Source organism: Brachybacterium vulturis, assembly GCF_043641765.1.
GTDB lineage: Bacteria > Actinomycetota > Actinomycetes > Actinomycetales > Dermabacteraceae > Brachybacterium > Brachybacterium vulturis_A.
In genome coordinates this window covers 76,108-102,697 of sequence record NZ_JBHZRO010000015.1, presented here as the reverse complement: position 1 = coordinate 102,697, position 26,590 = coordinate 76,108, and the positions used below count along the sequence as shown (strand labels likewise).

The 26,590-nt window shown below is 63.4% G+C and carries 21 protein-coding genes and 3 pseudogenes; 13 read left to right on the top strand and 11 right to left on the bottom strand.

From position 1 onward, the window contains the following. Positions 1–260 precede the first annotated feature (260 nt). Positions 261–1,592 carry an MFS transporter gene (locus ACHUEU_RS12515; RefSeq protein ID WP_394216454.1) on the bottom strand — a complete coding sequence of 444 codons (1,332 nt, stop codon included), beginning with the start codon at positions 1,590–1,592 and terminating at the stop codon, positions 261–263. A gap of 242 nt (positions 1,593–1,834) precedes the next feature. Between ACHUEU_RS12515 and ACHUEU_RS12510 the strand changes: the two are divergent. The 6 genes and pseudogenes from ACHUEU_RS12510 to ACHUEU_RS12485 form a co-directional block, all read left to right on the top strand. Further along, positions 1,835–2,377 (top strand): annotated as a pseudogene (locus tag ACHUEU_RS12510) (transposase family protein); the annotation flags it as partial. 305 nt (positions 2,378–2,682) lie between these two features. After that, positions 2,683–3,774, top strand: a complete 1,092-nt coding sequence (locus ACHUEU_RS12505) for an IS110 family RNA-guided transposase (protein WP_394216453.1) — start codon at positions 2,683–2,685, stop codon at positions 3,772–3,774. A 2-nt stretch (positions 3,775–3,776) separates the two neighbouring features. Next, positions 3,777–3,959: pseudogene (locus ACHUEU_RS12500) on the top strand (transposase); the annotation flags it as partial. 112 nt (positions 3,960–4,071) lie between these two features. Further along, on the top strand, positions 4,072–5,640 hold the full coding sequence (locus ACHUEU_RS12495; RefSeq protein ID WP_394216452.1) for an IS1634 family transposase: 1,569 nt from the start codon (positions 4,072–4,074) through the stop codon (positions 5,638–5,640). A 37-nt stretch (positions 5,641–5,677) separates the two neighbouring features. After that, positions 5,678–6,461 (top strand): annotated as a pseudogene (locus ACHUEU_RS12490) (ISL3 family transposase); the annotation flags it as partial. Beyond that, complete coding sequence (locus ACHUEU_RS12485) at positions 6,458–7,156, top strand: GntR family transcriptional regulator (protein WP_394216451.1); 699 nt, start codon at positions 6,458–6,460, stop codon at positions 7,154–7,156. The pseudogene ACHUEU_RS12490 and the gene ACHUEU_RS12485, both read left to right, overlap by 4 nt. A gap of 98 nt (positions 7,157–7,254) precedes the next feature. On the opposite strand, the gene ACHUEU_RS12480 is transcribed toward ACHUEU_RS12485, so the two are convergent. From ACHUEU_RS12480 to ACHUEU_RS12445, 8 genes are all read right to left on the bottom strand, one after another. Then, positions 7,255–7,635, bottom strand: a complete 381-nt coding sequence (locus tag ACHUEU_RS12480) for a cupin domain-containing protein (protein WP_394216450.1) — start codon at positions 7,633–7,635, stop codon at positions 7,255–7,257. 22 nt (positions 7,636–7,657) lie between these two features. Then, the gene (locus ACHUEU_RS12475; protein ID WP_394216449.1) at positions 7,658–8,707 is read right to left on the bottom strand and encodes a Gfo/Idh/MocA family protein; all 1,050 of its coding nucleotides are present in this window, start codon (positions 8,705–8,707) and stop codon (positions 7,658–7,660) included. Further along, positions 8,707–9,579: a sugar phosphate isomerase/epimerase family protein gene (locus ACHUEU_RS12470; RefSeq protein ID WP_394216448.1), complete on the bottom strand. Its 873-nt coding sequence runs from the start codon at positions 9,577–9,579 to the stop codon at positions 8,707–8,709. Before ACHUEU_RS12470 ends, ACHUEU_RS12475 begins: the two co-directional genes overlap by 1 nt. Beyond that, positions 9,576–10,409, bottom strand: coding sequence for a phosphoenolpyruvate hydrolase family protein (locus tag ACHUEU_RS12465; protein WP_394216447.1), 834 nt, complete (start codon positions 10,407–10,409; stop codon positions 9,576–9,578). Before ACHUEU_RS12465 ends, ACHUEU_RS12470 begins: the two co-directional genes overlap by 4 nt. 2 nt (positions 10,410–10,411) lie before the next feature. Beyond that, on the bottom strand, positions 10,412–11,638 hold the full coding sequence (locus ACHUEU_RS12460) for a Tm-1-like ATP-binding domain-containing protein (RefSeq protein ID WP_394216446.1): 1,227 nt from the start codon (positions 11,636–11,638) through the stop codon (positions 10,412–10,414). Between the two features lie 197 nt (positions 11,639–11,835). Further along, complete coding sequence (locus tag ACHUEU_RS12455; RefSeq protein WP_394216445.1) at positions 11,836–12,609, bottom strand: energy-coupling factor transporter transmembrane component T family protein; 774 nt, start codon at positions 12,607–12,609, stop codon at positions 11,836–11,838. Then, complete coding sequence (locus tag ACHUEU_RS12450; RefSeq protein WP_394216444.1) at positions 12,606–14,327, bottom strand: ABC transporter ATP-binding protein; 1,722 nt, start codon at positions 14,325–14,327, stop codon at positions 12,606–12,608. Before ACHUEU_RS12450 ends, ACHUEU_RS12455 begins: the two co-directional genes overlap by 4 nt. Before the next feature lie 54 nt (positions 14,328–14,381). Next, complete coding sequence (locus tag ACHUEU_RS12445; RefSeq protein WP_394216443.1) at positions 14,382–15,278, bottom strand: QueT transporter family protein; 897 nt, start codon at positions 15,276–15,278, stop codon at positions 14,382–14,384. Positions 15,279–15,510: 232 nt separating this feature from the next. Here ACHUEU_RS12445 and ACHUEU_RS12440 point away from each other — a divergent pair, with 232 nt between their 5' ends. Together ACHUEU_RS12440 and ACHUEU_RS12435 are read left to right on the top strand one after the other, a co-directional pair. After that, positions 15,511–16,209 carry a GntR family transcriptional regulator gene (locus ACHUEU_RS12440; RefSeq protein ID WP_394216442.1) on the top strand — a complete coding sequence of 233 codons (699 nt, stop codon included), beginning with the start codon at positions 15,511–15,513 and terminating at the stop codon, positions 16,207–16,209. Between the two features lie 21 nt (positions 16,210–16,230). After that, positions 16,231–16,965, top strand: a complete 735-nt coding sequence (locus ACHUEU_RS12435; RefSeq protein WP_394216441.1) for an SDR family NAD(P)-dependent oxidoreductase — start codon at positions 16,231–16,233, stop codon at positions 16,963–16,965. A gap of 212 nt (positions 16,966–17,177) precedes the next feature. On the opposite strand, the gene ACHUEU_RS12430 is transcribed toward ACHUEU_RS12435, so the two are convergent. Beyond that, positions 17,178–18,464 carry an ISL3 family transposase gene (locus ACHUEU_RS12430; protein WP_394216440.1) on the bottom strand — a complete coding sequence of 429 codons (1,287 nt, stop codon included), beginning with the start codon at positions 18,462–18,464 and terminating at the stop codon, positions 17,178–17,180. A gap of 136 nt (positions 18,465–18,600) precedes the next feature. Between ACHUEU_RS12430 and ACHUEU_RS12425 the strand changes: the two genes are divergently transcribed. The 3 genes from ACHUEU_RS12425 to ACHUEU_RS12415 all read left to right on the top strand — a co-directional run bounded on the left by ACHUEU_RS12425 (position 18,601) and on the right by ACHUEU_RS12415 (position 23,153). Further along, the gene (locus ACHUEU_RS12425; protein ID WP_394216439.1) at positions 18,601–19,656 is read left to right on the top strand and encodes a restriction endonuclease; all 1,056 of its coding nucleotides are present in this window, start codon (positions 18,601–18,603) and stop codon (positions 19,654–19,656) included. Between the two features lie 57 nt (positions 19,657–19,713). Then, positions 19,714–21,564, top strand: coding sequence for a hypothetical protein (locus ACHUEU_RS12420; protein WP_394216438.1), 1,851 nt, complete (start codon positions 19,714–19,716; stop codon positions 21,562–21,564). Positions 21,565–21,665: 101 nt separating this feature from the next. Next, positions 21,666–23,153 (top strand): C69 family dipeptidase, encoded by a 1,488-nt coding sequence (locus ACHUEU_RS12415; RefSeq protein WP_394216437.1) that lies wholly within the window; start codon positions 21,666–21,668, stop codon positions 23,151–23,153. A gap of 19 nt (positions 23,154–23,172) precedes the next feature. Here the strand turns inward: ACHUEU_RS12415 and ACHUEU_RS12410 are convergent, their stop codons facing one another. Then, positions 23,173–23,322 (bottom strand): hypothetical protein, encoded by a 150-nt coding sequence (locus tag ACHUEU_RS12410; RefSeq protein WP_394216436.1) that lies wholly within the window; start codon positions 23,320–23,322, stop codon positions 23,173–23,175. A 24-nt stretch (positions 23,323–23,346) separates the two neighbouring features. Between ACHUEU_RS12410 and ACHUEU_RS12405 the strand changes: the two genes are divergently transcribed. Both ACHUEU_RS12405 and ACHUEU_RS12400 read left to right on the top strand, forming a co-directional pair. Next, complete coding sequence (locus tag ACHUEU_RS12405; RefSeq protein ID WP_394216435.1) at positions 23,347–23,946, top strand: hypothetical protein; 600 nt, start codon at positions 23,347–23,349, stop codon at positions 23,944–23,946. 220 nt (positions 23,947–24,166) lie between these two features. Next, positions 24,167–26,527, top strand: coding sequence for a TOTE conflict system archaeo-eukaryotic primase domain-containing protein (locus ACHUEU_RS12400; RefSeq protein WP_394216434.1), 2,361 nt, complete (start codon positions 24,167–24,169; stop codon positions 26,525–26,527). The last annotated feature ends 63 nt before the right edge of the window (positions 26,528–26,590 follow it).

Genomic DNA, 26,590 nt, shown 5'->3' with positions numbered 1-26,590 from the left:
TCCTGTTGCGTAGCGTTTTGGAACCTTTGAACAGTCCCATTATCGCTGGTCACAGGAGCATCGTGCTGTTACGACCCGCCCACCACCCCGGCGGATCCAGGTTCAGACCCCAGCTACACCCTCGGATGCGATGAGCCGCATTTGTCCTCAACAAAATCGTCTAAGGTTGGCGAGAGCACTCCGCCTCATCTGCTGTCGGCAAGTCGAGCCCAGAAAGAGTGGAGGCACTCCTGGCACCTCCCCCTTCCTGGAGAGACAGCTCAGCGCCCGAAGTAAATGCCGTGCTTGCGCTTCGACAGTAGATAGAAAACGACACTCAGTGCGCAGAGAGCGGCGACGTAGACGGGAAATAGCCAGTACGCGCCGTGACCCTGGAGCCAGATAAGAATGTAGGAGCTCGTGCCGCCGAACAGCGCAACCCCGACTCCGTACCCGAGGCCGACGCCCGTGCCCCGCGCTCGTGCTGGCAAGACCGAGTTCGCAACGACAACGAAGACGGTCGCGTTAAGCAGGAGTAGAATGCCTCCGATCGCCATCACAAAAGCCATTGTGCCGAGGCCAGGGCCCGAGTAGACGAGGATCAGGAAGATCGCCGGAATTGTCAACAGGCGTCCGACCACGAACCATCGTGAAAGCTTCACTTTGTCGATATGCGGGACGAGCAGTAGTGCACCCAGGGTCAGGAAGATGCTGAGGCCCGTGCTGATTGCAAACACGCCAGTCGGATTCTCGCCGTAGGGGCCGTTTGCGAGGTTGGGCACCCCGGTCAGGAATGCGTACATAAACGACTGCATTCCGCCAACGATGAAAATAACTGCGATAATTGCGAGCCAGTGCTCCCGGACGGTCGCCCACGTGCCTTGGCGAGCTGACGCGTCCTCTTCAAGGTTGGCGACCTGCTCGCTGCTCCGGCCAGGCAGGGTCTCCGGGAGAGTGCGACGCAGATAGAGCACGACGATCCCGAAGAGTCCACCCAAGATGAATGGCACACGCCAGCCCCAATCTCCCATCATCTGGGCTCCAAGTACCGCTGAGACGGTGAAGGCGGAGAGGGGGGCAAGCAGATTGCCAAAGTTGTTAAAAAAGGAGAAGAATCCGGCGACGTAGCCGGGGCGGTCACGCACCAACTCAACGGCGTAGGCAGTACCGAGAGGTGCCTCGATACCAGCAGACAATCCTTGAATCAATCGTAGAGTGACAAGGATTATGGGGGCCGCAATCCCGATGGTTTCGTATCCGGGGAGCACCCCGATAAGGAGACTAGATCCAGCTATCGCCCCGATAGCGCCGATCATTATGACCTTCCGGCCGACCTTGTCGGCAATGAAGCCAAATACGACGCCACCGATCGGCCTTGCGAGGAAACCGACGGCGAAGACCGCGAGTGCGCTGAGCGTCTCGGCCACCACATTTCCCGAAGGGAAGAAAGCGTGGCCGATGTACACCGATAGCAGGCCGAACATCGCCCAGTCGAACCACTCTAGAGCGTGCCCCCAGCTTAGTGCGAGTAAGTGTCGGCGTTCTCGCCTGGTGACCGGCGTCAGTCCGGTGTCGCCCGCTACGGCTTCCGCGGGTGCTTCGTTCTTGAGCATCTTTGCTCCCTCTCGTCAGGACAGTGCGCTGCGATCTGCGTACATAGACTCTGGCATACTGTATACCAGAGAGTCAATCAGGTTGCTTCACGTCAGGTGAGCACCGAGGTGGGCGCGGTATCCGGCTCTTCGCAGATGCGGGGGTAGTTGCGGTGCGTGGGGTGGGCGCGTCGGTGCCGGGATAGACGTCGAGGTCTCCCGAAGATGGAAGTTCTGACACTCACCATCTGGAAGACCTCGACATGCCCAACGCTACCTTCGACAGCCCCGACCTGACGACCTTCGCCCGCCTCGAAGAGCTCGGCCTGGCCGTGGTCGGACAGAGACTCACCGCCGCCCGGGCGGTGCTGGAATGCCGACTCGCCGAGGAGGATCCATGGTGCCGGGCCTGCGGAGCACTCTCGACCTCGCGGGGCTCCATCTCCCGGACCCTGGCGCATGAGCCGTTCGGCCACCGCCCCACCACTTTGCTGGTGCGGATCCGCCGTTACCGGTGTGACCACTGCGGAACCCACTGGCGCGAGGACACCTCGACCATCGCCCCGGAGCGGGCGAAGCTCTCCCGGGGCGGGATGCGGTGGGCGCTGGAAGCCCTGGTCATCGACCACCTCTCGATCGCAAGGATCGCCGCCGGGCTGGACGTCGCCTGGCACACCGCCAACGACGCCGTCCTGGCCGAGGGGAAACGGCTGCTGATCGATGACCCGGCCCGCTTCGATGGCGTTGCCGTGATCGGCGTCGACGAGCACGTCTGGCGCCACACCCGACGCGGCGACAAGTACGTCTGTGAGTCTCGGGGTGGCTGGTCCGGGACCGGCTGGCGAGAATGGCTCCGGCTCTTCATCGGACGTGACTCGAAGTACGTGTGGCCCCGCCAAGGTGGGTGCCTTCACTGTGATCTGTCCGCCTGGTGGGGAGGCCGGCGCCGTTCTCGGCCCACCTCGGTGACTTGATCAGAAGGCTGTCCGATTCCCGTTGAACGCGGGATCGTGACTCATCACAGACCTGCCCCTGGGTGACTCCTTTCCGGACCGGCGCCGGCCACAGCGGCCGGACCATCAGCCCAGGAAGAGGAAGGATCTGTACCGCCATGACCATCGTCGCGCATGAGCACCAGTTCGTCATCGGTGTGGACACTCACGCCCGCACTCACGCTCTGTCGATCCTCGTCGCAGCAACCGGCGTCGTTGTCGACGAAGAACAATTCCCAGCCACCGAAGCCGGGATGGCCCGAGCGATTGCGTGGGCGGGGCGCCGTACCGAGGGTGACCTGGCAACGCTGTGGGTCATCGAGTGCGCGGGCTCCTACGGCGCGCACTTGGCATCCGTGGTGACACGGGCGGGGTACCAGGTCGCCGAGGCCGCGCGGATGGACGCTCGCGGCAACCGCGGGGTGGGCAAGTCCGACCCACTGGATGCTCGACGCATCGCGGCAGCGGTGCTCCCGCTCGCACTTGACCACATGCGGAAGCCCCGCCAGGACGATGGCCTTCGTGCAGCGTTACGGGTCCTGGTCAGCGCGCGCGATCAGATGACCACCGAGCGCACCGCAGCTATCAACGCGCTGACTGCTTTGCTTCGCAGCTTCGGGCTCGGCATCGACGCCCGCAGAGCGCTGAGCAGGACGCAGATTATCGCCGTGGCCAAGTGGCGTGCTCGCGGCGAAGACATCTCACTCGTCACCGCTCGGGCGGAGGCGATTCGATTGGCTAAGCGGGTCATCTACCTCGACGAGGAGGTCTCCCAGAACACTCGGACAACGACGCAGCTGATTCAGCAGAGCCCCGCGGAGGTGCTGTTGGCCAAGGTCGGAGTCGGTCCTGTCACGGCCGCTGTGGTGATGGCCGCGTGGTCACACGAGGGGCGCCTGCGCGACGAGGCCGCATTTGCGTCGCTGGCGGGGGTAAACCCGATTCCTGCTTCCTCGGGCAACACCGTGCGCCATCGGCTGAACCGCGGTGGCGATCGCCGCCTGAACCGAGCCCTACACATGGCTGTCATCGCACGAATGACCCACGACCCCGAAACGCGTGCTTACGTCGAAAGGCGTCGCGCCGAAGGACGTACGAACCGCGAGATCCGCAGGGTCCTCAAGCGCTACCTCGCCCGTCAACTCTTCCGCGCCCTGAACGCAACAACCGCGGCCGAGACCGAGCCTCAACGCGTAGCCGTAGCTGCTTGACAAGACATAGAAGGATCACCGTGATCATCGACCTCACCCCTACCAGGGACAAGACCGGGCCGGCGAGGCTGCTGGACATGGTCGAGGGACGTTCCAAGGCAGCGTTCAAGGCTTGACTGGAGGCTCGCCCCGAGGCGTGGAAGGACCGTATCGAGGTCGTCGCGATGGACGGGTTCTCCGGGTTCAACCTGACTTGCACAGGTAAGCAGGTTCTCGGCCATCTTGAGGGTGTCGATGCTGGTCAGTGAGTTTCGGCTCGGCAGATTGGGTCACTAATCTGGCCGGTAGGATCGGGTGATGGCTCCGTTTCTGAGGAAGGTGACGACTGCCTCCGGGGCGACGGCGGTCCAGGTCGTGGCCAAGGAGGGTCGCCGCAATCGGGTCCTTGAGCACCTTGGCTCTGCGCATTCCGAGGCGGAGTTGGCGGCGTTGATGCATCTTGGCCGTGAACGCCTGCACGCGGGGCAGGAAGCCCTCGATCTCGATCTGACCAGCGAGGCTGCTCCTGCCGCGGGCGTGTTGACCATGCAGGACCGGCGTAGTCGCTACCTCCTGGACGTCCTCGAAATGGGGTGGCGCCGGCTCGGGTTCGACGTGATCGATGACGAGGCGTTCTTCCAGCTCGTCGCCGCGCGACTGATCGAGCCGACGTCGATGAGCGACTCCCGCCGAGTTCTCGGTGAGGTCGGCATCGACCCTGTTCACCGCAACACATTCCACGCCGCGCTGCAGCGGTGCGGGCAGCGGGGCTATCGCGATCAGATCGCGGCGAAGTGCTTCGATCACGTCTGGACCAGCGGTGATGTCTCCTTGGTGCTCTACGACGTCACCACGCTCTACTTCGAAGCGGAGAAGGAGGACGAGCTGCGCAAGGTCGGGTTCAGCAAGGAGCGTCGGGTTGATCCGCAGATCGTGGTCGGCCTGCTCGTGGACCGGACCGGGTTCCCGCTGGAGATCGGCTGCTACGAGGGCAACAAGGCCGAGACGAAGACGATCGTGCCGATCATCAAGCAGTTCCAAGCCCGGCACGGCCTGGCGGACATGGCCGTTGTGGCCGACGCCGGGATGCTCTCGATGGAGAACCTGGGCGCGATCGACGAGGCCGGGCTACGGTTCATCGTCGGCTCGAGGCCGAAGAAAGCACCTGGTGACCTGGCTAATCACTTCCACTGGAACGGAGACGCATTCGCTGATGGGCAGCTGATCGACACCATCACCCCGCGCCACGGAAACTCGAAGACCGAGACGAAGCGGCGCCGCAGGGAGCCGGTCTGGGACGCGGAGGAGTATCCCGGGCACTGGCGATCGGTCTGGTCCTACTCCCGCAAACGGGACGTGCATGACCAGTACACCCTCACGCAGCAGGAGAACCGGGCACGAGCCGTGATCGCCGGCGATGCGAACGTGAAGGGGACCCGGTTCGTGAAGTCCACCAAGGCCGGCAAGGAGCTGGACGAAGCATCACTGGCGCAGGCGCGATCGTTGGCGGGGCTGAAGGGCTACGTCACCAACATCCCCGCGAGAATCATGCCCGCAGCGGAGGTGATCTCCAGCTACCACGACCTGTGGCACGTGGAGCAGTCATTCCGGATGAGCAAGACAGACCTCCAGGCCAGGCCCATGTTCCACCGACAACGCGATGCGATCGAAGCCCACCTGACCATCGTCTTCGCGGCGCTGGCGATCGCCCGCTACCTCCAAAGCGCCACCGGCTTCAGCATCCGAAGAATCATCCGAGCCCTGAAGCCACTGCTCGAGGTCCAGATCAACATCGGCGGACACCTCCACACCGCCGCCGACCCCCTCACCAACGACGCCCGCCACATCCTGGATGCCCTCAAGACCCCGGACGCCGTGGGTCACTAAACCTGTGCAAGTCAGGCGTAGCCGTAGCTGCTTGACAAGACATAGAAGGATCACTGTCATCATCGACCTCACCCCGGTACGGGACGGGAGCGGGCCGGCGAGGCTGCTGGACATGGTCGAGGGACGTTCCAAGGCAGCGTTCAAGGCTTGGCTGGAGGCTCGCCCCGAGGCGTGGAAGGACCGTATCGAGGTCGTCGCGATGGACGGGTTCTCCGGGTTCAAGACCGCCACCAACGAGGCTCTGCCCGGCGCGGTCGCGGTGATGGACCCCTTCCACGTCATTCGCCTCGCCGGGGACGCTCTGGACGACTGCCGGCGCCGGATCCAGCAGCAGCTCCACAAACGCCGGGGCCGTAAGGACGACCCGCTCTACAAGGCCCGCCGAACCCTCCACACTGGAGCCAAGTTCCTCACCGAGCGGCAGAGCGAGCGCCTCAGCAGCCTGTTCAGCAGCGAGAAGCACGCCGCGGTCGAGGCGACCTGGGAGATCTACCAGGCCATGATCGCCGCCTACCGAGAACCCGACCGGGTCCGAGCCAGAACGATGATGAAGAAGGTCATCGCGGCACTCAGCGTGAAGGCCCCGGACGCCCTCGTCGAGCTGGGAAAGCTGGGCCGGACGCTGGCCAAGCGCGCTGACGACGTCTTGGCGTTCTTCGATCGGCCCGGCACCAGCAACGGTCCCACCGAGGCGATTCAATGGCAGGCTCGAACACCTCCGCGGCTCCGCCCTCGGCTTCCGCAACCTCCCCAACTACATCGCCCGCAGCCTCCTCGAATCAGGAGGCTTCAGAAACCAGCTACACCCCCGGATGCGATGAGCCCGGTATCCTGCAGCGATGGAGGAGAGTCGATGACGCAATGGAGTACGGATCCCCGAACGGTGAACGAAGTAGCTTTCGATCGCCTACGAGACCTGATCCTCAACGGGCAGCTTGCAATGGGAGAGCGACTCGATGAGCGATCGCTTGCAGAGCGAATCGCCGTCAGTCGAACTCCGCTTCGTGACGCGATTGGCCGGCTGGCGAATCTGGGTGTAATAGAGCAGCGAACCTACCGCGGTTCCTTTTTACGTGTGTTTACCCGCACTCAAGTCGCAGAACTCTATGAGCTTCGAAAATTGCTTGAAGGGCTCGCGACTCGAAAGGCTACGGCTCAGATTTCGGTTGAACGCCTCGACGAGCTTGGAAAAATCGTTGACCGCGGAACCAGGGCCTTCAATGCGAAGGATACAGAGATGTTCGAGGCCGCGGATCGCGAGTTTCATGCCCTCATCGCTGAAGAGTCTGGCAACGGTCTACTGGTTGAGCATCTGAAGAACCTCGAGCTGCGCATCCAGCTTGTGCGGCACCTTGTAAACCTTGAACATGACGTCGCCGCACTCACTGTCGACGACCGTCAGCGCGTGCTTGACGCGATGAGGGAAGGTGATGCCGACGGTGCTGAGTTGGCGATGATCGACCATATTGGTGTTGTCGAGGCGGAGGCGTTGCGTCGACTCCCTGTGTCGGCGTGAGGCGCTGAGGATGCCAGTGCCTGTGGAGCGAAGCTAGGACGATGCTGGCCGGGGTGTTCGTTTGGATATTTACGAACACCCCGGTCGGCATCACTGCGTCAGGACTCAGCGCCTTCGGTGGTGCGGTGGGCGGTCGAGAAGACGATGCTCAGCTCAGCCTGGCCCTCTCCTACGTTGCGCGCGTTGTGAACCACTCCCTGTGGGATGGAGATGACGTCTCCCTCTTCCATCGGGAATTCTTCGTCGTCCCAAGAGTGGACGATGCGGCCCTTGAGGACGGTGAGGACCTCGTCACTCGTCGGGTGCCAATGGCGACCGTTCGCCTGACCGGGGTCAAGTACGCACTTGCCCACAGTGAGCTTCTCCGAGTTGCCGATGGCTCCCGATACATACCACTCGAGCCGACCCCACGGCTGGGGCTCGATGAGGTGCTGATCGGTAGTGCGGAGCCTAGCGGTGATGTCTGCGTTGGAATTCATGATTTTCCTTCAGTTCTTGGGTTCAGTTGTTGATGGCGACGGGAGTCCCGTCCGATTGCAGTGCGGCCTCAAAGACCTGCATCACGTTGCGAGCAAATTCGAGAGTCGACAGTTCCGGCTGGCGATCTTCCAGCACGCAGTCTAGGAAGTAGCGCAACTCACCGAACATACCCTGGGTAAAGAGTGCCTTGTTCTCAAGGGTGTTGTACGAATCCTGTGCTTCCCAAACGATTGCACCGTGGTCCGTACCTTCGGGGGCGAAGGTGGTTCCAGCGACATAGCTGTGAGGGATGTTGCGCTGGTACTTCACAGAGCGGGAGTTGTGGATCTCGATACTCTGGCCGTCGCCGACGAGGGTGTAGTGCTCAGAAGGCTGGAACATCGGTGCGCTGTCTGCCAAGTGCAACGCAGTGACGTTACCGCCCTCGTGTCGGATGATGAGAGCCCCCGAATTGTCGTCTGCTCGATGCGTAGTGACTTCAATCGCGCTACCACCAAGCGAAAGCAACAGCGCCGTGGGGTGGCAGCCGTCGACGAGCCAGCGGTTGCTCTCTCCGCGTGCAATAAAGTCGGCGTCGCCATGCGGAATGCTCATTGGATAGACGCCGGAGATTGAGTGCAACTTGCCGAACTCCGGTAGCCCAGTGAGCTCACGGGCCTTGACGGCGGCCGGCATGAACACCTTCTTATATCCGACGACTGCGATGCGGTCGCCGCGCGCGTCGATCATCGAGTCGACGTCCGCCACGCTCGTACCGACCGGCTTCTCCAACCACACGTGCAGTCCGGCAGCGAAGGCTTCCCGCGCCAATTTTGGGTGCAGCTGGGGCGATACGCACAGGAGCACGGCGTCCAGATCTTCCGCCGCATACATCTCGGCAGTGTCCTGGTACGAACGCTCGACCCCATACTGCTTCGCGGTTGCGTCGGCGAGGTCCTTGTCCAGGTCGGTTACAGCGATCAGGTCGACCGGCAGAAAAGTGAGCGTCGGCAGCAAGTTTCGGTAGCTATGCGATCCGAGGCCGACGATGCCGACCCGGACTCGCTTATCAAAGTCTCTTGCATAGCTCATCAGAGAATCCCCTCCACATTTGCTCGAAGGAAGTCAATGTCGCGCTTAACGAGATTGGTGTAGTCGTAGCCCGGCTTGTTTTCGCCGTGCTGGGAGGGATTAAGGCAGATGATCGGTGACACCCCGTCTTGCACCACCCGAGTGGTGATTCCAACGACGTCGTATGTGGAATCCTCCAGAGAGCTGTTCCACTTCAAGTTCTTGTCGGCGTCGGCGTGCTGGCCACCCTTGAGATGATAGTAACGAATGAGCGGCTTCAGCTGCTCGTAATCTTCCTGCGTCGGGAATACGCCCGTCGCCCATTGGTTGTTAATGTCCCAAGTGAGAGACACCTCCGGACGATCAAGCCACTCGTGGAAGTCGACGAAGTCCTGGGTTCGAGAAAGAAAGCTCTTATTAGCTTCGTTCTCGATTGTAGCAGTGAATCCGGCTGCTGCGATCTTGTCGACGACTTCGCGATACTGGTCAATCAGCCACGGGTAGTCTCGCTGCAGGATCTCCACAGCCGATTCGTCGGGCGCGCGCCCGGGCAGTTGAGCAGCGATAATGCGCACGAGCTTTGGCTGAAGCACTTCTGCGATTTCAAGGATGTGATCCAATGCTCCAACTTGATTTTCGTGGAACGAGGCCTCTCCGTCTGTGACATCGCCATAAAAGATGCTTGTCGAAAGGCAGAAGACATCCATTCCGGCATCATCGATAGCACGCTTCGCTTCGCGCGCCTCGCCAACGGTGATGTCTTTCACCCACTTGCCAGCGATTCCATCGCGAATGTCAAGATGGCGAATGCCCCACTCTTTGTGCTTCGCAAGTGCGACTTCCAGATCAGCGTCTGCCATCGAATTGAGCATTGTGAGCTCTGCAGTCTTCATGCGATTTCCTCCATGTTGATCTCCTTGAATCCCTGCACCTGCTTGGAGATGGCGAGCTCCGTGGGGAGCCTCTCCATGCTGGAGGCGCCGAAGAATCCGTCGACGCCAGTCGTGCGTTGCAGAACATACTTAGCGTCGTCTTGCTCAGCGATTGGTCCGCCGTGGCAGAGAACGATGACGTCATCACGGACCTCGACCGCCGCGTCGCGGATCGCCTGCACTCGATCAGCTGCGTCTTCCAGTGAGAGTGCGGTCTTTGCGCCGATAGAGCCACTAGTAGTCAGGCCCATGTGGATCACGATGATGTCAGCGCCCGCCTCAACCATGCTGCGGGCCTGGGCTTCATCGAAGACATAGGGGGAGGTGAGCATGTCCTGCTTATGGGCTTCGCGCACCGCCTCTACCTCGAGGTCGTAGCCCATGCCGGTCTCCTCGATGTTCTGACGGAACACGCCGTCGTAGAGGCCGACCGTCGGGAAGTTCTGAATACCCGCGAAGCCGAGCTCCTTCAGCTCGCGGATGAAGCGGGGCATCGAACGGAACGGGTCGGTGCCGCAGACGCCGGCGAGGACAGGAGTCTCCTTGACGATGGTGAGCACCTCGCTCGCCATTTCGACAACGATGCCGTTTGCGTCACCGTAGGGCAGCAAACCCGCAAGGGAGCCGCGGCCAGCCATGCGGTATCGGCCGGAGTTGTAGATGATGATCAGGTCGGCGCCTCCAGCTTCGGCAGACTTCGCCGACAGTCCGGTTCCGGCGCCTGCGCCGATGATCGGCGCTCCAGCTGCGATTTGTTTCCGGATGCGATCAAGTGCAGTCTTTCGGTCCATTGTTATTTGCCTTTCTGCGTGGTGCGAATCGAACGGTCAAGGGTATCGGCCATCTCAACCGCAAACTCAGGGTCGTTGATATTGACCGGTCGTCTGATGACGCGGATCGTGGGGTCGAGTCCATTCGTTAGCGTTTCGATGAAGGCCGCATCAGCGGCCGGGTCAAAGAAGGCCCCCTCTTCGACATCGATGCCGGAAAATCCGGCCTCGGGCAAAAACACTATCGTTGCCTCACGATCTTCGCGAGCATTGAGTCGATTTGCCATTCGACGAGCAATCTCCTGGAGCTCCTCTGCAGAAGTTCGCATGAGGGTCACTGAGTCATTGTGGTGGTAGAACGTGCGGTCCTTGTGCTCGGCAGGAACGGTAGATGCGGGGCCGAAATTCACCATGTCGAGCGCTCCGGGACTGACGACGTGGGGCACGCCCGCATGTCCAGCCGCTGTAAGGCGCGAAGAGCTCGCTGCGAAGACACCCCCGACCAGTTCATCCGCAAGTTCCGTTGTGGTTATGTCGAGCACCCCCACAGCGAGACCCGCTTCCACGATCGCTTCCATGGAGTCGCCTCCGGCACCGGTGGCATGGAAAACGAGAACCTCGTACCCCAGGGATTCAAGGCGTTCCCGGGCTGCGGTTACTGCCGGTGTGGTCAGCCCGAACATAGACGCCGTGATCACCGGCTTTGCATCGATTTCCGGGCGTTCGGCCAGCGCCATTCCTGCCACTGCTGCTGCAGCGTTACTGAGGATGGGGGCTGAGATCGCATTTACTCCAGCAATATCAACCACTGAATACATCAGGGTAATGTCTTTTGCGCCCACATAGTGGCGTGTCTCGCCAGAGGCGACTGTCGAGACGATGAGCTTCGGGAACCCCACCGGTAGGGCCCGCATCACCTGTGCCGACAATGTGGTGCCACCGGTTCCTCCGAGCGCCAAGATCCCCGCGATTTGGTTACGCTGAATCAGATCGAGGGCAACGCTAGTAGCCCCTCGCGCCATTGCGGCGATCGCCGCACCCCGATCGGGCAGTTCACGCACCTCGTTGAGGCTCATGCCCGCGGCCTGCGCGATCTCGTCACGCGTCACGTTTGCATCGATAGATGATGAGCCGAGCACACCCACGTCGACGTAGTGGGGCTCCACCCCCATTCTCGCCAACACATCGCCAACGAACTTGTACTCAGGCCCCTTCGTATCGAAGGTGCCCAGTAGGGCTACGGCTGTCATGTCGCCTCCTCGCAACTGGTTTGGTCTATTGTATACCAGATCTCGGCTCAGGTCGCATCATCGAGCAAACTGGCCACGAAGAGTGATCGATGCGCGACCAGGTGTTGCATGACCTGTGGTCCCCAGGGGCATTACAGGCACCTCCAGCGTTCCGAAGAGAACGAGGGCGGCATGTCTAGTCCTTGACGTGGGTTCATCTACATGCCCAGGCTCATGCCCACGCCCAGAACCCGCAGCCAAGTGGCCCCTGCAACCATCAACACCATGACGGAGACGGTCACGAAGTCACGCCCGCCAAATTTCGGGTTGAGTAGGAAGGTTCGCTTAGAATGAGCGCCAAAGCCCTTGGATTCCAGTGCCATGCTGAAGACTTGCGTGGAGCGGATTGTCGAGATAAAGACAGGGATGACAATGGGCGCCATATTCTTCAGGCGGTGGACGATGTTTCCAGCGTCGATGTCTAGTCCTCGGCTCCGCTGAGCTTGCATAATGACCTGCGCGGTGCCGAGCACGGTCGGAACAAGCCGCAAGGCAGTGGACAGTGCGAAGGCGAAGCGGTACGGCACCTTCAGGCGAACCAACCCAATGAGCAATTCTTCATTTGAGGTGGTGGATAGAAAAATTAACCCTGCCACGATAAGAGCCACCACGCGGAAACCGATAGTGATGCCGAAGATCACTGATTCAACCTCAATGAAGCCGATTAGCTGAGTCTCTCCTGGCTGGATGAGCCCGAACATGACGGTCGTGGCAATGAGAATGATTAAAAGCAATCCCCAAAATCGCTGGACATTGCTCCAGGACCTAGACAGTGTTACAACAATCAACTCGGCCAACAAAATTATTAGGTTGGCCCAAGGCGACATGAACACGAAGGCTAGGACAAACCACGCAGCGAGCATTAGCATCTTAGCGCGGGGGTCCATTCGATGGAACACTGTGTCCCGGTCGAGGTAGAGATACACGCTCACTGGGCACCTCCTCGAGTCAACGCGGTCATCTCCGCGACTGACATCGCGGTGTAGCCGAGGGAACTAGACAAAGCAACCACCGGGGGTGGGGCCAGGGACATGCCTTCCAACTCTGCTTCGTGAGAGAATACCTCGCGCACGGTTCCGTCGGCCACGACTTGGCCATCGCGCATGACGACTGCTCGGTGCGCGTACTCGCAAACCACCCACATGGCATGGGTGACGACGACGATCGTTGAACCAGCGTCGTTGAGCCGCTTGACTAGACGCATCATTCTCTGCTGCTGGCGATAGTCCAGACCGGTGGTGGGTTCGTCCAGCACGAGTACGTCGGGGTGCAGCGCAAGAGCAGAGGCAACCGCAACTCGCTGGCGCTCTCCCTTTGTAAGCGAGAAAGGATCAGCTTCCTCCTGACCGGACAGGTTTACTGCCTCCAGAACCTCGGACACGCGATCCTTGATGTCATCCTCCGATAAATTGCGTTTACGCAAAGCGAAAGCGACCTCGTCAAATACGGTGTCGGAGAAGATTTGATGATCCGGATTTTGAAACACATACGCGACATGATCGCCAAGCGAGAGTAAGCTTTGGTCGCGAGTATTTAAGCCATTCACTTCGACAGAGCCAGTGGTGGGTTTGAGCAAACCGTTGAGATGCTTGACGAAGGTCGTTTTCCCGGAGCCGTTCTGGCCAAGCACGGCCAGAAACTCGCCTTTGCGGATATCAAGGTCTACATCGCGCACGGCATCCATCCCGGTGGGATATCGGTGCCCTACGTTGCGCGCTCGAAGTACAACGTCCCCGTAGCCGCACGCTCGCTCTCTGTCAGCCTCAAGCATCCGGTCGTGGGCCACGGTGTCGATCTCGAGGCTTCCCGACTCATAGGCATGTCGAGCCTCCTCGACGGTCAGTGGACGGTCATCCTTGGGCACGCCGACTTCGGCAAACAGCTCAGGGATTTGAAGCGGCATAATGTGCAACTTCGTGAATATCTCTACTTCCTTAAGTACCTCGTGCGAGGGGCCGTCCCGGACAATCCTGCCACCGTCCATAAGCACCAGTCTGGATGACATGAGGGCTTCCGGAGTCTCATGCTCGACCACGACGAGAGTGATCCCTGACTGGGCCAGGACATTGGCGATGGAAAAAACCTCGATCTTGCCTACGGGATCCAGGTCCGTGGTCGGCTCGTCAAGGCACATCACGGAGGGGCGAGCGCCGAGGACTGAGGCGATAGCTAGTCGTTGCTTTTGCCCCCCCGAAAGCGTTGCCGGCTGGCGACGCTCAAAGCCCGTGAGGTTCACCTGTTCAAGGGCGTCCGTCACCCGACGTTGGATCTCGTCGCGATCCACTTGCAAATTTTCGATGCAAAACGCCACTTCGAGCTCAACATTCGTTGAGAAGAGCTGGGCCTCGAAGTCCTGAAAGACTAGGCCTACAGTCGGCGCCATCTCGGCGACCGAATGCTCCAATGTGTTGTGACCACCTACTTCCACGCGGCCAATGAACTCTCCTTTGATCTGATGCGGCACCAGACCGTTCAGGGCCTGGGACAGCGTGCTTTTACCTGCGCCTGAGGGGCCCATCACCGTAACGAATTCACCCGGCTGTATTTGCAGATTGATGCCTTGCAACGCGTCTTCCTCGCCTTCGGCCGCCTCTCGATGAGTGAAGTGCAGATCGGTGATGTGGATCGCTGGCTTAACCTGCTCGCTCATGCTGGTCGGTCCATCCTCAGAATTTCCGCGGATATCTGCAGCCACTTGCCCTCCCTAAGAGGTCGTTGATGCGGATTCGTTCGGCAGGTCATCGGGTGGCGGGAATCCGGCTCGTTTACTCCGGCGCCGTCTCGCGTTCATATCGTCTTCCCGCTCTTGTTCCATGGCCATGACCTGCTCACGACCACCCATGAGCACAGATCCACCAAAAAGCAGTACAAGGAAAGGGATGGGGAGGAGACGTACAACGATGTCGCCGGAAGGTATCCCTAGGACAAACATGGCAATAATCAGACTCGCCACCCCGCCAAGCGCTCCGACCGTGGTTAATGCAAACCCGACCTTACGGAAGCGCCCTGCGGACACCTCTTCGGGCTCCATAATATCCGTCCATAGTAGTCCCCACTTGCGGATCCGGGGGTAGATGATGCGAAGGATTACTGGGGTAATAAGCCCCGCCGTGATAGCTCCGGGTATTAGGACAGCGACGAAATAGAATTCCGCTGGCGCAAGTCCGAGCGTCAGCGCAACCCAGAATGTGAGAACTACAGTGATCCCACATTGGCGGATGAGCTGCGAGACCTGGTAGCGCAGCATCCGCGGCCCGGAATTTAGTTTGAGTCCCATATCCCTCAACGGACTGAGCGCATTCCATAATTTGTAACTCAGGAAGGCATTCATGAATCCCGCAACGAATCCACCGATGGCGCCTGGGCTCAAAGTGCCAAAAAAGTCACCGATCAGATTTCCGATCGCCACTCCCCACGCACCGGCCGGACCGAACAGCATTCCAAAAGCCACCGGCAAAATATCCGCCACTCGCAGGGACACATGGCCCGGAATAATCGGAATGCTCTGGAACGGAATGAGTAATGCCGCGTACATTGCTGCCGAGAGGGCGACTAGCACGATCATGTTCGTGTGCCGCCACATTGTAAAAACTTCCTTCACGGGGTGCCTCCTCTGGCCGGACATCCTCGTCCGCCTCGCTTGGCCCTGCATCCAACTGTCTGGGTGCCCGTCGGCACTGGTACACAATGTGCAATGCACCACAGTGTCGAGTACCTTAGGGCAAGGGGCTCCCGCTGTCAACGGTCGTTGCGGGTTGCTAGCCTTGGCCGTTGACTGGCAAGGGGTCGAACGGAATGAGTGCATCTAACGGAATGTATGGAGAGGGGCGTCAGTGAACGCAACGGAACTCGGTATCGAATCGAGCACCATCAACCAGCGGGTGTACTCACGCCTCTGTGAGCTGCTCGCCCACGGGCAGTGGGGCCCAAACGAGCGGTTAGACGAACGTCTGCTTGCCGAGCAGCTCGGAGTCAGTAGAACGCCACTGCGGGAAGCATTCACTCGTCTAGCGAGCGACGGCGTGGTGCGCCACCGGCCCTACCAGGGGAACTTCGTGCGCACGTTTACACCGCAACAAGTTGATGATCTCTATGAGGTGCGCAAATCGCTCGAGGTTCTGGCAGTTCGGAGTGCCTGCGAGAGAGCCACAGACACCGAGGTGGTGCAACTTCGGTTGACAGTTGACTCATGCCACGAGGCGCTTGACGACGGTGACCTCGAAGCCTTCGAGGAGGCTGACCGGAAATTTCACTCCCTGATCGTTGAGTACGCGCGGAACGAGTCACTCTCTGCTTCCCTCCGGATACTCAACCTTCACGTGCAGCTGGTGCGTCAAGTTGCAAATCAGGAGCCGACATTGCGGGAACACACCCGTGCGCACCGCGACGGCGTGGTCGAGGCAATAACCCGCCGTGATTCACAGCGGGCTGCGGATTTCCTAGCAGAACATATCGCTGATGTCCAGACGTCGGTACTGCAACAGATGGAGGAGCACGAAGAGTTACGAGCCAAAGTCTCGGGCAACGCCTGAGCTGACGGAAGGGGGAATCCCATGACCGAATATCTCAGTGGTGCTGTCGCCATCGTGACTGGCTCCGTCTCCGGTATCGGCGCCAGTGTGGCGAGGGCACTGCATGCTGAGGGCGCGCGGGTCGTCCTAAACTCCCGGTCCAGTGTTGCTGCAGGGCGTCGGATGGAAGCAGGCCTGCGGGATAGCGTGTACCAGCAGGCAGACGTAACTCAACGAGAAGGTGCTCAAGCCCTGGTCCAGTGTGCTCTAGACCAGTGGGGCCGGGTTGATATCTTGATCAATTGTGCGGGTGCTACGCAACGCATCGATCACGCGGACCTCGAGTCCGCGACTGATGAAGTGTGGGAACAGATGCTTAGCGGCAACGTGCTCAGCATCTGGCATATGGTCCAGGAATGTGTGCCCGCCATGCTTAACGAGGGCTTAGGCCGCATAGTCAATATTTCTTCGATGGCAGGCCTTGAGGTGATGGGAAGCTCGATTCCTTACGCCGCGATGAAAGCTGCCGTGAATCACACAACTCGTCTTCTGGCCAAAAGCTTAGGGCCGGAAATTACCGTCAACGCAATTGCGCCGGGACTGATTGACACGCCGTGGACCGCGGGATGGACTCTGGAACGTGACCAAGTCCGAACGCACTCACCGATGCGACGAATAGGCACTCCTGAAGATGTTGCTGAAGCATGCATATCCCTTCTCAGCCAGGCGTACACCACTGGCGTCGTGCTGCCAGTCGACGGAGGTACTCGCCTCTGAATCAGTCTAACCTCAATACCGTTAATTTAGTCGGTTTCGGTGGAGTCTCGGGGTATGCCAAGAGCGGGAATGGGTGAAGCCGGAGTCGGATCGCAGACTGTCGGATCTGGTGTCGGTGGGGGTGCTGACCCGGGTGTTCCCTCCAGACGTGGTCGATACGGTGATCGCGGCTCTTCGCGGTTCGTGGTGAATGACCCTGTTGTGGTGGGTGTTCACGCTACGGTTTTCGCGGCGCTGGTGAGCAGGATACGGGTCCGGTAGTTCTCCGGGTTGCGGAATCCGCGGCCGGTGTGTTTGATGTTCTTGATGCCGGTGTTGCCCGCTTCGACCTTCGCGGTGGTCGCGCCGGTGACGTTGAGGACCTCGATCGCGTCCCACCAGGTCACGATGGTGTCGTAGAGCTTGGTCGTCTCGGGCATGTTCGCGATCTGGGCGAAGTAGCCCATCCGCATCCGTTCGTCCCAGGCCTGGGCGAGGGTGTCGGTGGCCAGCAGGCGTCGGAGCTGTTCTTTGATGCCCCAGGCGGCAGAGAGCTCGTCGGTGGGATCATCGGTGCGGAAGACCGTCTCCAGCCGTTTCCAGGCGCGAGGGGTGAGGGTGTCGCCGCCGCGTAGCAGCAGCATCCGGTGCGCCCAGGCCGGGTCGTCCTTGCGACCCCGACGACCGTGATGGGTGCGGGCCAGGCGCTGGCGGACGGTGGTGACCATGTCGTTGCCGAGCTTGACGAGGTGGAACTTGTCGACCGAGACCGCTGCGCGGGGCAGGTAGGTTCGTAGTGCCTTGCGGAACGCGGCTGAGGGGTCGATCGCGACGATCTCGATCCGCTCCCGCCAGGCCTCGGAGCGCTGGGCGAGCCAGTGGCCGACGGCGGCGGAGTCCCGGCCATCGACGATGCCGAGGACCTGCCCGGTGGCGAGGTCGACCAGCGTCGTCATCCACGGCTCGAACCGTCTCCAAGCGCCTTCATCGGTGCGGAACCAGCGCACTGACCGGTAGCGGTGCTCATCGATCCCCAGGCGCGTCACTGGCACGTCGTCGACGGTGGGCAGGACCACTGCGGCGGCGCTGAGGGCGGCCTGGACCAGCCACCACGAGACCCCGTGGGCCCGGGCGACCTCGGAAGCTGCCCGGCCCGAGGTGATCACGGCCGAGACGACCTGGTCCCGCAGCCGGGTCGTTGAGCGGGCGTATCGCGGGACCTGCTCGGTGGCCTCGGCGAACGTGCCCCGGGTGCAGGCCGGTTCCAGGCAGAACCAGCGCCGCTTGACCCACACCACCACCGTCGCCCCGGCCACGAGAACGTCGCGCACCTGCTGTGACCGGCGGGAATGGACCTTAGTCGCGAGCACCCCGCACGACGGACAGCCCGGTGGGACGGTCGAGGTGATCACCACCCGTCGCTCCCCGTCGGGCAGGTCGACGGCGTCGATAACGCGGAAGTCGGGCAGGTTGAAGATCGTGCTCGCAGCATCCCGCTGCGAACCAGTACTCTCGTGCACAGGCTCGTGGTCCTCTGTGATTCGGATGTCTTGACAACACCCATCACAGCAGGACCACGAGCCGTTTCACGCCAGCGACGCGACGCTCCCCATCACCACGAACCGGGAAGAGCCATCTACCCACTACAGTGCAGGAATGGTCAGCACTGCATGGGTGATCCGGTCCGGTCGCTACGGCGAGAGGGACGAGTGGGCCCTGGAGAACAGCTGCTCGGGCGGAGGGTGGCGGGAGGTCCCGGATCTCACGTCGGCCGGCTCTCGCGAGGAGATCCAGCGGATCGTCGAGGAGGTCTACGCGCAGGAGTCGGCCGGTGCCCGCACCAACTTCGTCGCCCAGCTGTGGGCGCTGCGTGGCCGCATCGCCGTGGGCAATCTGCTCGCGATGCCGATGAAGACCACTCGCGAGATCGCGATCGGCCGCGTCTCCAGCCCGTACACCTTCCTCGCTGATAACGATCCGGCGTTCCGGCACGTGGTCGGCGTCGAGTGGCTCCGACAGGTGCCGCGCTCGGCGCTCAAGCAGGACCTGCTCTACACGCTCGGCAGCGCCTTGACGATCTTCTCTCCGAGCCGCAACAACGCCGCCGCCCGGCTCGAGCATGTCCTCGAAACCGGCGAGGACGCCGGCTCGCACGTGCTCCAGCGCAGCCCGGCGTCGGCCCCGACGCCGCGCTCGGCCAGTCCCGCTTCCCCGGACGTCGTGGACGAGCCCGAGTCACAGCCCGACATCGACATGATCGCCCGCGACCAGATCAGCAGCCGCATCGCCGAGGAGTTCTCCGGACATTCCTTCGCCCACCTCATCGCGGAACTGTTGCGCGCTGAAGGCTTCGACACCGACGAAGCCCCGCCCGGCGCTGACGGCGGCATCGACATCACCGCCGGCCGCGGCCTGCTGGGTCTGGAGTCCCCGAAACTGATCGTCCAGGTGAAGACCCCGCAGATCGGCTCCGAGGTGGTGGCGCAGCTGAACGGTCTGGTCCACACCCACGGGGCGGACTACGGGCTGCTCGCCACCTGGTCGGGACTGAGCAGACCCGCACGGGACGCGGTGAAGCACCAGCGCTTCCGGGTGAAGGTCTGGGACTCGACCGACATCGTCGAGGCGGTCCTGCGCAACTACGAGAAGCTTCCGGAGGACATCACCGAGCGTCTGCCGCTGCGCAGGGTGTGGATGCTCAAGGACGCCTGAGCCGGCGGTGGGCCTCGCCCACTCGCCCCCACCCCCTTCACCTGATCCAATAGCACCATGAGCCGCCGTCGCAGATCCTCGCGCATCCCTCGCCCGCACCAGCACGAGAGCGCACGCCGCAGCGCCCACCGCACGCACTCGGCGTCGGACCCCGCGGCGGGCAATCCGCTGGTCCCGATGCTGCGGCCGGCGCTGCGGGACCAGGACATCACCGCGTTCTGGATCACCGCCGCTCCCCTGATCCCGCTGCTGGCCGAGGATCCCGGCGACCTGCCCGCGGGCGTGGATCTGCTGCAGACCTTCCTCGACGTCGACATCGCCGAGACCACCGCGCTGCTCCACGTGATCGCGGCGATGAGTCCCGACGAGGGGTTCCGCCAGCGCGCACGGGCCGCCCTGCCGACGCGCCGGCAGCCGATGCCGCCGCAGGTGACAGGACTGTCCGCGGCGGCCGCGGGGGGCGCGACCGTGTTCAGCGACTCCCAGGGCGACAACCTCATGATCGAGCTCGTGCTGCCCAAGGCGGTGCGGGCCGTGCTCATCACCTACATCGCCCGGGACCCGCTGCCGTACCTCAAGGACGCCTTCGTGGTCGGCGCGCCACTGCGGCAGGTCCACGCCGACTACCGGCGCATCATGGCCCGCGACGGGTTCACGCTGGACGACGTGCTCGAGGTCCTCTCCCCCGAGCAGGCCGGGGCCGCCCTCGCCGAGGCGCTCGAGGCGACGCCTGCGGGGCCGGAGGCTGCTGACGGAGGCGGGGAGCAGTGGCCGATGCTGCGACCGTTCGTCGAGTTCGTCGGCGACCTCCTGCCCGCCGGTGGCCCGGGGTACGACGAGGACGGCTGGCTGGTGGGCTCGGAGCTCCGCGCCACGCTGGAGGACGTGGAACCGGAACCCGACGGGCTCGACCCCGATGAGGGGAGACCGCCATGGATCCTCGAGGACGGCACGGACCTGGTCGTGGAGTTCCTCGCCTCGCCGCAAGGACGTGACTTGGACGGGGACGATCATGCCCCGCCGCTGGTGACGTTCCTGTTCCTGGTCGCCTCGGGCGCGAGCGGCGATCCGCTGGGGTGGACGCCGGAGCTCTCCGAGTGGGTCGCCGCGGAGATGCTGCCGACGAACCCCGTGCTCTCGGACGAGGCGACGCAGCGCGCCCCCGCGGTGCTGCCGGCACTGATCACCTGGGCGCACGCCCGCACCGGCACCGAGGAGGCCACCACCCGGGCCGTGCTCGACGTGGTCCGGCCCCTGCTGGAAGACCTCCCGGCCCGGCGGTCGGACCCGCAGATCCGCGCCCGCCGGCTCGAGGAGAACGTCGAGTACGCGCTGGAGACCGCGGACCCGGATGCGCTGCGCTACGCGGACCTCGCGATGCGCGTGGGCGGGGACGAGGAGCTCGACCAGCTCGACGACACCCCGCTGCCCACCGAACCGCTGCAGCTCGAGGACGTCCCGGAGGACCTCCACCCCACGCTGCGCGAGATCGACGACCATCTGGTCCGCGACCTCGACCGCGTCGCCGCTGACCACCCGGAGCAGGACTCCGTGTTCGGCGACGAGTTCCGCACTGCCTGCCGTCGACTGCTGACCCGCATCGCCCGCCGGGACCCGGCGGTGCTGCGCCGACGGGCCAGCACCCGCATCACCGCCGGGGCGATCGCGTGGACCGTCGGCCGCGGCAACGACCTCGTCGGCCATCCGCCCGCTCCGGCGCGGGCCTCGGCACTGCTCGGCGCCTTCGGCATCACGGGCTCCCCCAGTCAGCGTGCGGAGACTTTGACGCGGGCCGCCGCGATGCCGCGCAGTCCGATCGGCGTGGCGCTCGGCGATCCCGGACTGCTGGTCTCCGCAGCGCGGCAGAGACTCGTGCGGACCCGAGACCGGCTGGCCGAGAGGGCTTGAGGACTCACCGGACCGGGCGGGAGCCCTGCCTGCCGCGGGAGCGCGCAGAGGGTCTACGGTAGGAGCGCACCCCGGTCCCCGCCCTCGAGGAGCCCCGCCCCATGCCCTGCACCACCCTCCTCGTCGGCCGCGATGCCAGCGCCGACGGCTCACCTCTGGTCGCCCGCACCGAGGATTCCTCGAACGGCACCTTCGATCCGAAGCGGGTCGTGGTGGTGCAGCCGGAGGACCAGCCGCGCACCTACACCAGCGTGATCGGACGGCGCACGATCGAGCTGCCGGAGGAGCCGCTGCGGTACACCGCGATCCCGAACGCCCTGCCGGATGAGGGGGTCTGGGCCTGTGCCGGGATCAACGCGGCGAACGTCGCGATGAGCGCCACCGAGACGATCACCTCTAACCCGCGCGTGCTCGGCGCGGATCCCCTGGTCGAGCGCCACGGCGACCAGCCCGGCGGGTTCGGCGAGGAGGACTTCGTGACCCTGGTCCTCCCCTACCTCCGCAGCGCCCGCGAGGGCGTGGAGCGCCTCGGTGCGCTGCTGGCCGAGCACGGCACCTACGAGATGAATGGAATCGCCTTCTCCGATGCCGAGGACATCTGGTGGCTGGAGACGGTGGGCGGGCATCACTGGATCGCGCGGCGCGTGCCGGAGGACCGCTACGTGACGATGCCGAACCAGCTGGGCATCGACTCCTTCGACCTGGACGACGCCGAGGGTCCCGGCCGCGACCACCTCGCGAGTCCCGATCTGCGGGAGTTCGTGCGCGAGCACCACCTGGACCTCACCTTGCGCGATGACTCCGCGTCAGAGGCAGCGGTGTTCAACCCCCGTGACGCCTTCGGCTCCCACTCCGCGCACGACCACGTCTACAACACGCCCCGCGCCTGGTATATGCAGCGCACCCTGAACCCCACCAGCGAGGACTGGGACAGTGGCCGCCCCGGCGCGAGCCCGCACTCCGACACCCTGCCCTGGAGCCGGCGTCCCGAGCGTCTGCTCACGATCGAGGACGTCAAGGACGTGCTCAGCTCCCACTTTCAGGGCACCGTGTTCGACCCGTACTCCTCCCGTGGCACCGAGGCCGAACGCCGCGCCTTCCGCCCGATCGGTATCAACCGCCACAACGCGCTCCCGATCCTGCAGATCCGGCCGGACCATCCCGAGGCCTCCCGGGCTCTGCAGTGGATCTCCTATGCCTCGAACCCGTTCAACACCCTGATCCCGATGTTCACGAACGTGGAGGAGGCTCCCACCTATCTGGGGACGACCACCGGGACGGTCAGCACCGACAGCTTCTACTGGGCCTCGCGGATGATCGCGGCACTGGCCGATGCCCACTTCGCGGAGACCATCCCGCTCATCGAGCGCTACCAGCTGGAGGCGCTCGCGCTCGGCCACGCCGCCGTGCACGCCGCTGACGAGGCGGCGGCCGGTGCCGGCTCCACGGAGGATGTCCCGGCGCTGCTGGCCGCGGCGAATACCCGCATCGCCGAGCGGATCAGGGAGGCGACCGATGCGCTGCTGGGCTCGGTGCTGTTCACCGCGAGCAACCGGATGACGAACCGGTTCTCCCTGTCGGACCAGTGAGGCTCCTGGTCTGAGGCGCTCACGAACCGTCGGCCTCGGCTGCTGAACCAGGCTCATCCAGCTGCTGAGCGACCGCCTGCACGGCCTCCGGCGGGATCATCCCCACGGTCACCGTCGCGATGTCGAGCAGCGTCATCTCCAGCGCCTCCGGCGGCAGCGGGCCGTCCACGATCTCGCCGAGCCCATCAGGGTGATGACGTGGCTGCGGCCCCAGACCTACGAGGACACCTACGGGCTGATCTCCAACGTCACCTTCGTCGAGTGGCTCGTGAAGTTCCGCGGGACGTGGTTCGCGTACTACAGGCAGTCGGACACCATCTCGGCGGTGGCCGTCGCGGACCCCCGGAGACCGGGTTCAGGGCCGGGCTGCGCGCAGACGGGCGTGACCCCAATCGTCAGTCCCTCCTGCGAGGATCGATCAACCTACGTCGGCCACACGAGGAGCCTCGACCGGATGACCTCTGTGCGGGCTCTACGGATCGGAGATGCCTTGTTCCCTTCACGAGACATGATGGACGGCGTCGAGCGCCTCCTCGAACGCGATCGCGTCCATCAGCTGCTGATCGACGCCCATCCCGCGCTCGCCGATCGGATCGAGATCGACGAGGCGAACCCGTTGCTCAAGATCCCGACGGGGTCCGGAGGCGCGGTCATCATGTGGAAGGGCGAGGTCGACGGAATCATCCGGTGGCGCCTGGCAGCTCCCGACGGGGACGGGGTGAAGGTCCTCGAGCCGGACTCGATCCAGGAGTTCCCTCACCTGGTGGGCGAGGAGCTGGGCCTGACGGGCTGAGACCTGTTCCGTCGCAGTTCGAGGCCTTTGCAACGGTGTCGTGACGCACGAATACCCATTGAACTGGGAAGATGGCCATTACCACACAGATGCTCTCCACTCCGGGGGCCTACCCCCGAGCACCCCGAGCATGACCAGGTGCAGGATGGTGGCGCGGCCAGCCGTCGGCTCCCGTGATCCTTCACCCCTAAAGCGTGGATCACCTGCCATCATGAATACCATGGAGTCGCCCTCCGCCACGTCGATGCCCGCGCTGCAACGCGAGAACGAGCGTCTGCGGGCCGAGGTCGCACGCATGAGCCGCTTGCTGGACCTCCGTGCAGGCGAGACCGCTCCGGCCGATGAACAATTGGCGGCGCCGCTGCGAGGCCAGGGCATCGTCGATCTCGGCTCCCCGCAGGATGCGAAGCTCGCCCTGTACGCCGATCTGTTCCGAGCCCGCACGGACGTGCACGCAGTGCGCTGGCAGAACGCTCGTACCGGGGCGGCCGGCTGGATGCCGGCTGTGGCGGGTGGGTGGCGCAAGGGCATGGATCGCCGTACCGCCACGCCGATGCCGCTCAGCTCCACGGTGCTCTCCCAGCACCTGCGGAGCGACGAGCGCAGTTTCATCGGCCTGTATCCGCTGCACAAGGACAACAGCTGCTGGTTCCTCGCTGCGGATCTCGATGGCTCGACCGCAGTGGTCGACGCGCTCGCGGTGGTGAGGGCCGCCCGCGTCAACGGCATCGCGGCAGGTCTGGAGCTGTCACAGTCCGGACGCGGCGCACACGTGTGGATCTTCTTCTCCGATGCCGTACCAGCGGCGACCGCCCGCAGCATGGGCACGTTCCTCCTGCATGAGGCCATGAGCATGCGTGGGTCGATGGACCTGCGCTCCTACGATCGCCTGTTCCCCAACCAGGACGTGCTGCCCAGCGGCGGCTTCGGCAACCTGATCGCCGCACCGCTCGAGGGGCGCAAGCGCAAGGATGGGCTGACCGTATTTCTCGACGTCAGCACTCTCGAGCCCTACCCGGATCAGTGGGCGTATCTCTCGACCCTGGCCCGCGTGAGCCCGGGCGAAGTCGCTGCCCTGGCAAGAGCGGCAGAACGCACTGTGATCAGTGGGACGACGGTACCGGTCAAGCGCTCCTCGGTGACCGCTATCCATCCTCCCCTGCCACCCGTGGTGCGCGCAGAGCTCGCTTCTTCGCTGACAATGGACCTGGCCGAGCTTCCCCCCGCGACCGTCTCTGCACTCGAGCACTCGGCCTCGCTGGCCAATCCCAAGTTCTACGAGATGCAGCGACTGCGCAAATCGACGTGGGACATCCCCCGCTTCGTGCTGGGTTACGACCGCACGGTGGACGACAGACTCGTGCTGCCGAGGGCCTTGCGTCACGCGGTGGGGAGCATCGTCGACCAGGAAGGGTCTCGACTCGAGGTGCAGGATGGCCGGAACACCGGTACCGAGATCGAGGTATCGTTCCGCGGCGACCTGCATCCTGCGCAACGGACCGCGGTCAGCGCGATGCTCGCCCATGAGGATGGTGTGCTGCTCGCCCCGCCCGGTGCCGGCAAGACGGTGATCGCTGCGGCGATCATCGCTGAACGCGGTCTGTCCACCCTTGTCCTGGTGGATCGCAAGGCTCTCGCGGAGCAGTGGCGAGAACGGATCGACACCTTCCTCGGGATCACGCCGGGCCAGATCGGCGGTGGCCGACGCACACTCTCCGGGGTCGTCGACATCGCGATGATGCCATCACTCGCGCGTCGCGACGACGTCGCGGACCTGACGAGCGGGTACGGACAGGTGATCGTCGATGAGTGCCACCATCTGGCGGCTGCTGCCTACGATCACTCCGTCAAGCACATCGCGGCCCGCTACTGGTTGGGTCTGACCGCCACGCTGACCAGACGCGACGGTCTGCAGGCTCTCGTCGGCTGGCACCTCGGTCCGGTGCGCCACACCTTCGAGACCCCGCCCCCTGGCTCGATCCCAGAGCCAGGCCACCAGGTGGGCGTCTCGAAGCGCACCCTGTATATCCACGAAACTGAATTCGCTGCAGAGATCGATCTCGACGAGCCCGGCGCCTTCGCAGATCTCCAGCGCGAGGTGGCCGTCGACGCACAGCGGAACCAGCAGATCTCCCGCGATATCGCGACAGAGCTCGCCACTGGCCGCAACTGCCTCGTGCTCACCCGACGCATCGCCCAGCTCGAGGAGCTTCGTCGCCTGCTCGAGAACGATGGGCAGTCTCCGTTGCTCCTGCACGGTGGGATGTCGGCGACAGACCGTCGGGCGACGATCGGGAAGCTCGCCGAGACTGAGGCGAAGGACGGGGTGCTCGTGCTCGGCACCACCTCGTTCATCGGCGAGGGTTTCGACGCCCCGGCGCTGGACACGCTGTTCCTCGCCGCCCCGATATCGTTCGACGGCCTTCTGGTGCAGTGCGCCGGGCGCGTGATCCGTTCGTCCCGGGGAACGGAGAAGGCCATCGTCCACGATTACCACGATGTGCGCACTCGAGTGCTCGCCGCATCCCTGGAGCGTCGTATGCCCGGCTATCGCCGCCTCGGGTTCACGACAGACGACTGACGGGCAACGGATCCTCGGTGGGGGAACGGCACTCGCATGGTCCAGGTGCCGCGCATCCCTTCA

What these genes read in the sequence shown, in the direction of transcription:
- ACHUEU_RS12460 (WP_394216446.1), bottom strand. Translation starts at nt 11,638, where the DNA reads ATGACAGCCGTAGCCCTACTGGGCACCTTCGATACGAAGGGGCCTGAG.
- ACHUEU_RS12415 (WP_394216437.1), top strand. Translation starts at nt 21,666, where the DNA reads ATGCCCTGCACCACCCTCCTCGTCGGCCGCGATGCCAGCGCCGACGGC.
- ACHUEU_RS12465 (WP_394216447.1), bottom strand. Translation starts at nt 10,409, where the DNA reads ATGGACCGAAAGACTGCACTTGATCGCATCCGGAAACAAATCGCAGCT.
- ACHUEU_RS12400 (WP_394216434.1), top strand. Translation starts at nt 24,167, where the DNA reads ATGGAGTCGCCCTCCGCCACGTCGATGCCCGCGCTGCAACGCGAGAAC.
- ACHUEU_RS12470 (WP_394216448.1), bottom strand. Translation starts at nt 9,579, where the DNA reads ATGAAGACTGCAGAGCTCACAATGCTCAATTCGATGGCAGACGCTGAT.
- ACHUEU_RS12425 (WP_394216439.1), top strand. Translation starts at nt 18,601, where the DNA reads ATGGTCAGCACTGCATGGGTGATCCGGTCCGGTCGCTACGGCGAGAGG.
- ACHUEU_RS12420 (WP_394216438.1), top strand. Translation starts at nt 19,714, where the DNA reads ATGAGCCGCCGTCGCAGATCCTCGCGCATCCCTCGCCCGCACCAGCAC.
- ACHUEU_RS12435 (WP_394216441.1), top strand. Translation starts at nt 16,231, where the DNA reads ATGACCGAATATCTCAGTGGTGCTGTCGCCATCGTGACTGGCTCCGTC.
- ACHUEU_RS12505 (WP_394216453.1), top strand. Translation starts at nt 2,683, where the DNA reads ATGACCATCGTCGCGCATGAGCACCAGTTCGTCATCGGTGTGGACACT.
- ACHUEU_RS12450 (WP_394216444.1), bottom strand. Translation starts at nt 14,327, where the DNA reads ATGAGCGAGCAGGTTAAGCCAGCGATCCACATCACCGATCTGCACTTC.
- ACHUEU_RS12405 (WP_394216435.1), top strand. Translation starts at nt 23,347, where the DNA reads ATGACGTGGCTGCGGCCCCAGACCTACGAGGACACCTACGGGCTGATC.
- ACHUEU_RS12485 (WP_394216451.1), top strand. Translation starts at nt 6,458, where the DNA reads ATGAGCCCGGTATCCTGCAGCGATGGAGGAGAGTCGATGACGCAATGG.
- ACHUEU_RS12475 (WP_394216449.1), bottom strand. Translation starts at nt 8,707, where the DNA reads ATGAGCTATGCAAGAGACTTTGATAAGCGAGTCCGGGTCGGCATCGTC.
- ACHUEU_RS12515 (WP_394216454.1), bottom strand. Translation starts at nt 1,592, where the DNA reads ATGCTCAAGAACGAAGCACCCGCGGAAGCCGTAGCGGGCGACACCGGA.
- ACHUEU_RS12495 (WP_394216452.1), top strand. Translation starts at nt 4,072, where the DNA reads ATGGCTCCGTTTCTGAGGAAGGTGACGACTGCCTCCGGGGCGACGGCG.
- ACHUEU_RS12480 (WP_394216450.1), bottom strand. Translation starts at nt 7,635, where the DNA reads ATGAATTCCAACGCAGACATCACCGCTAGGCTCCGCACTACCGATCAG.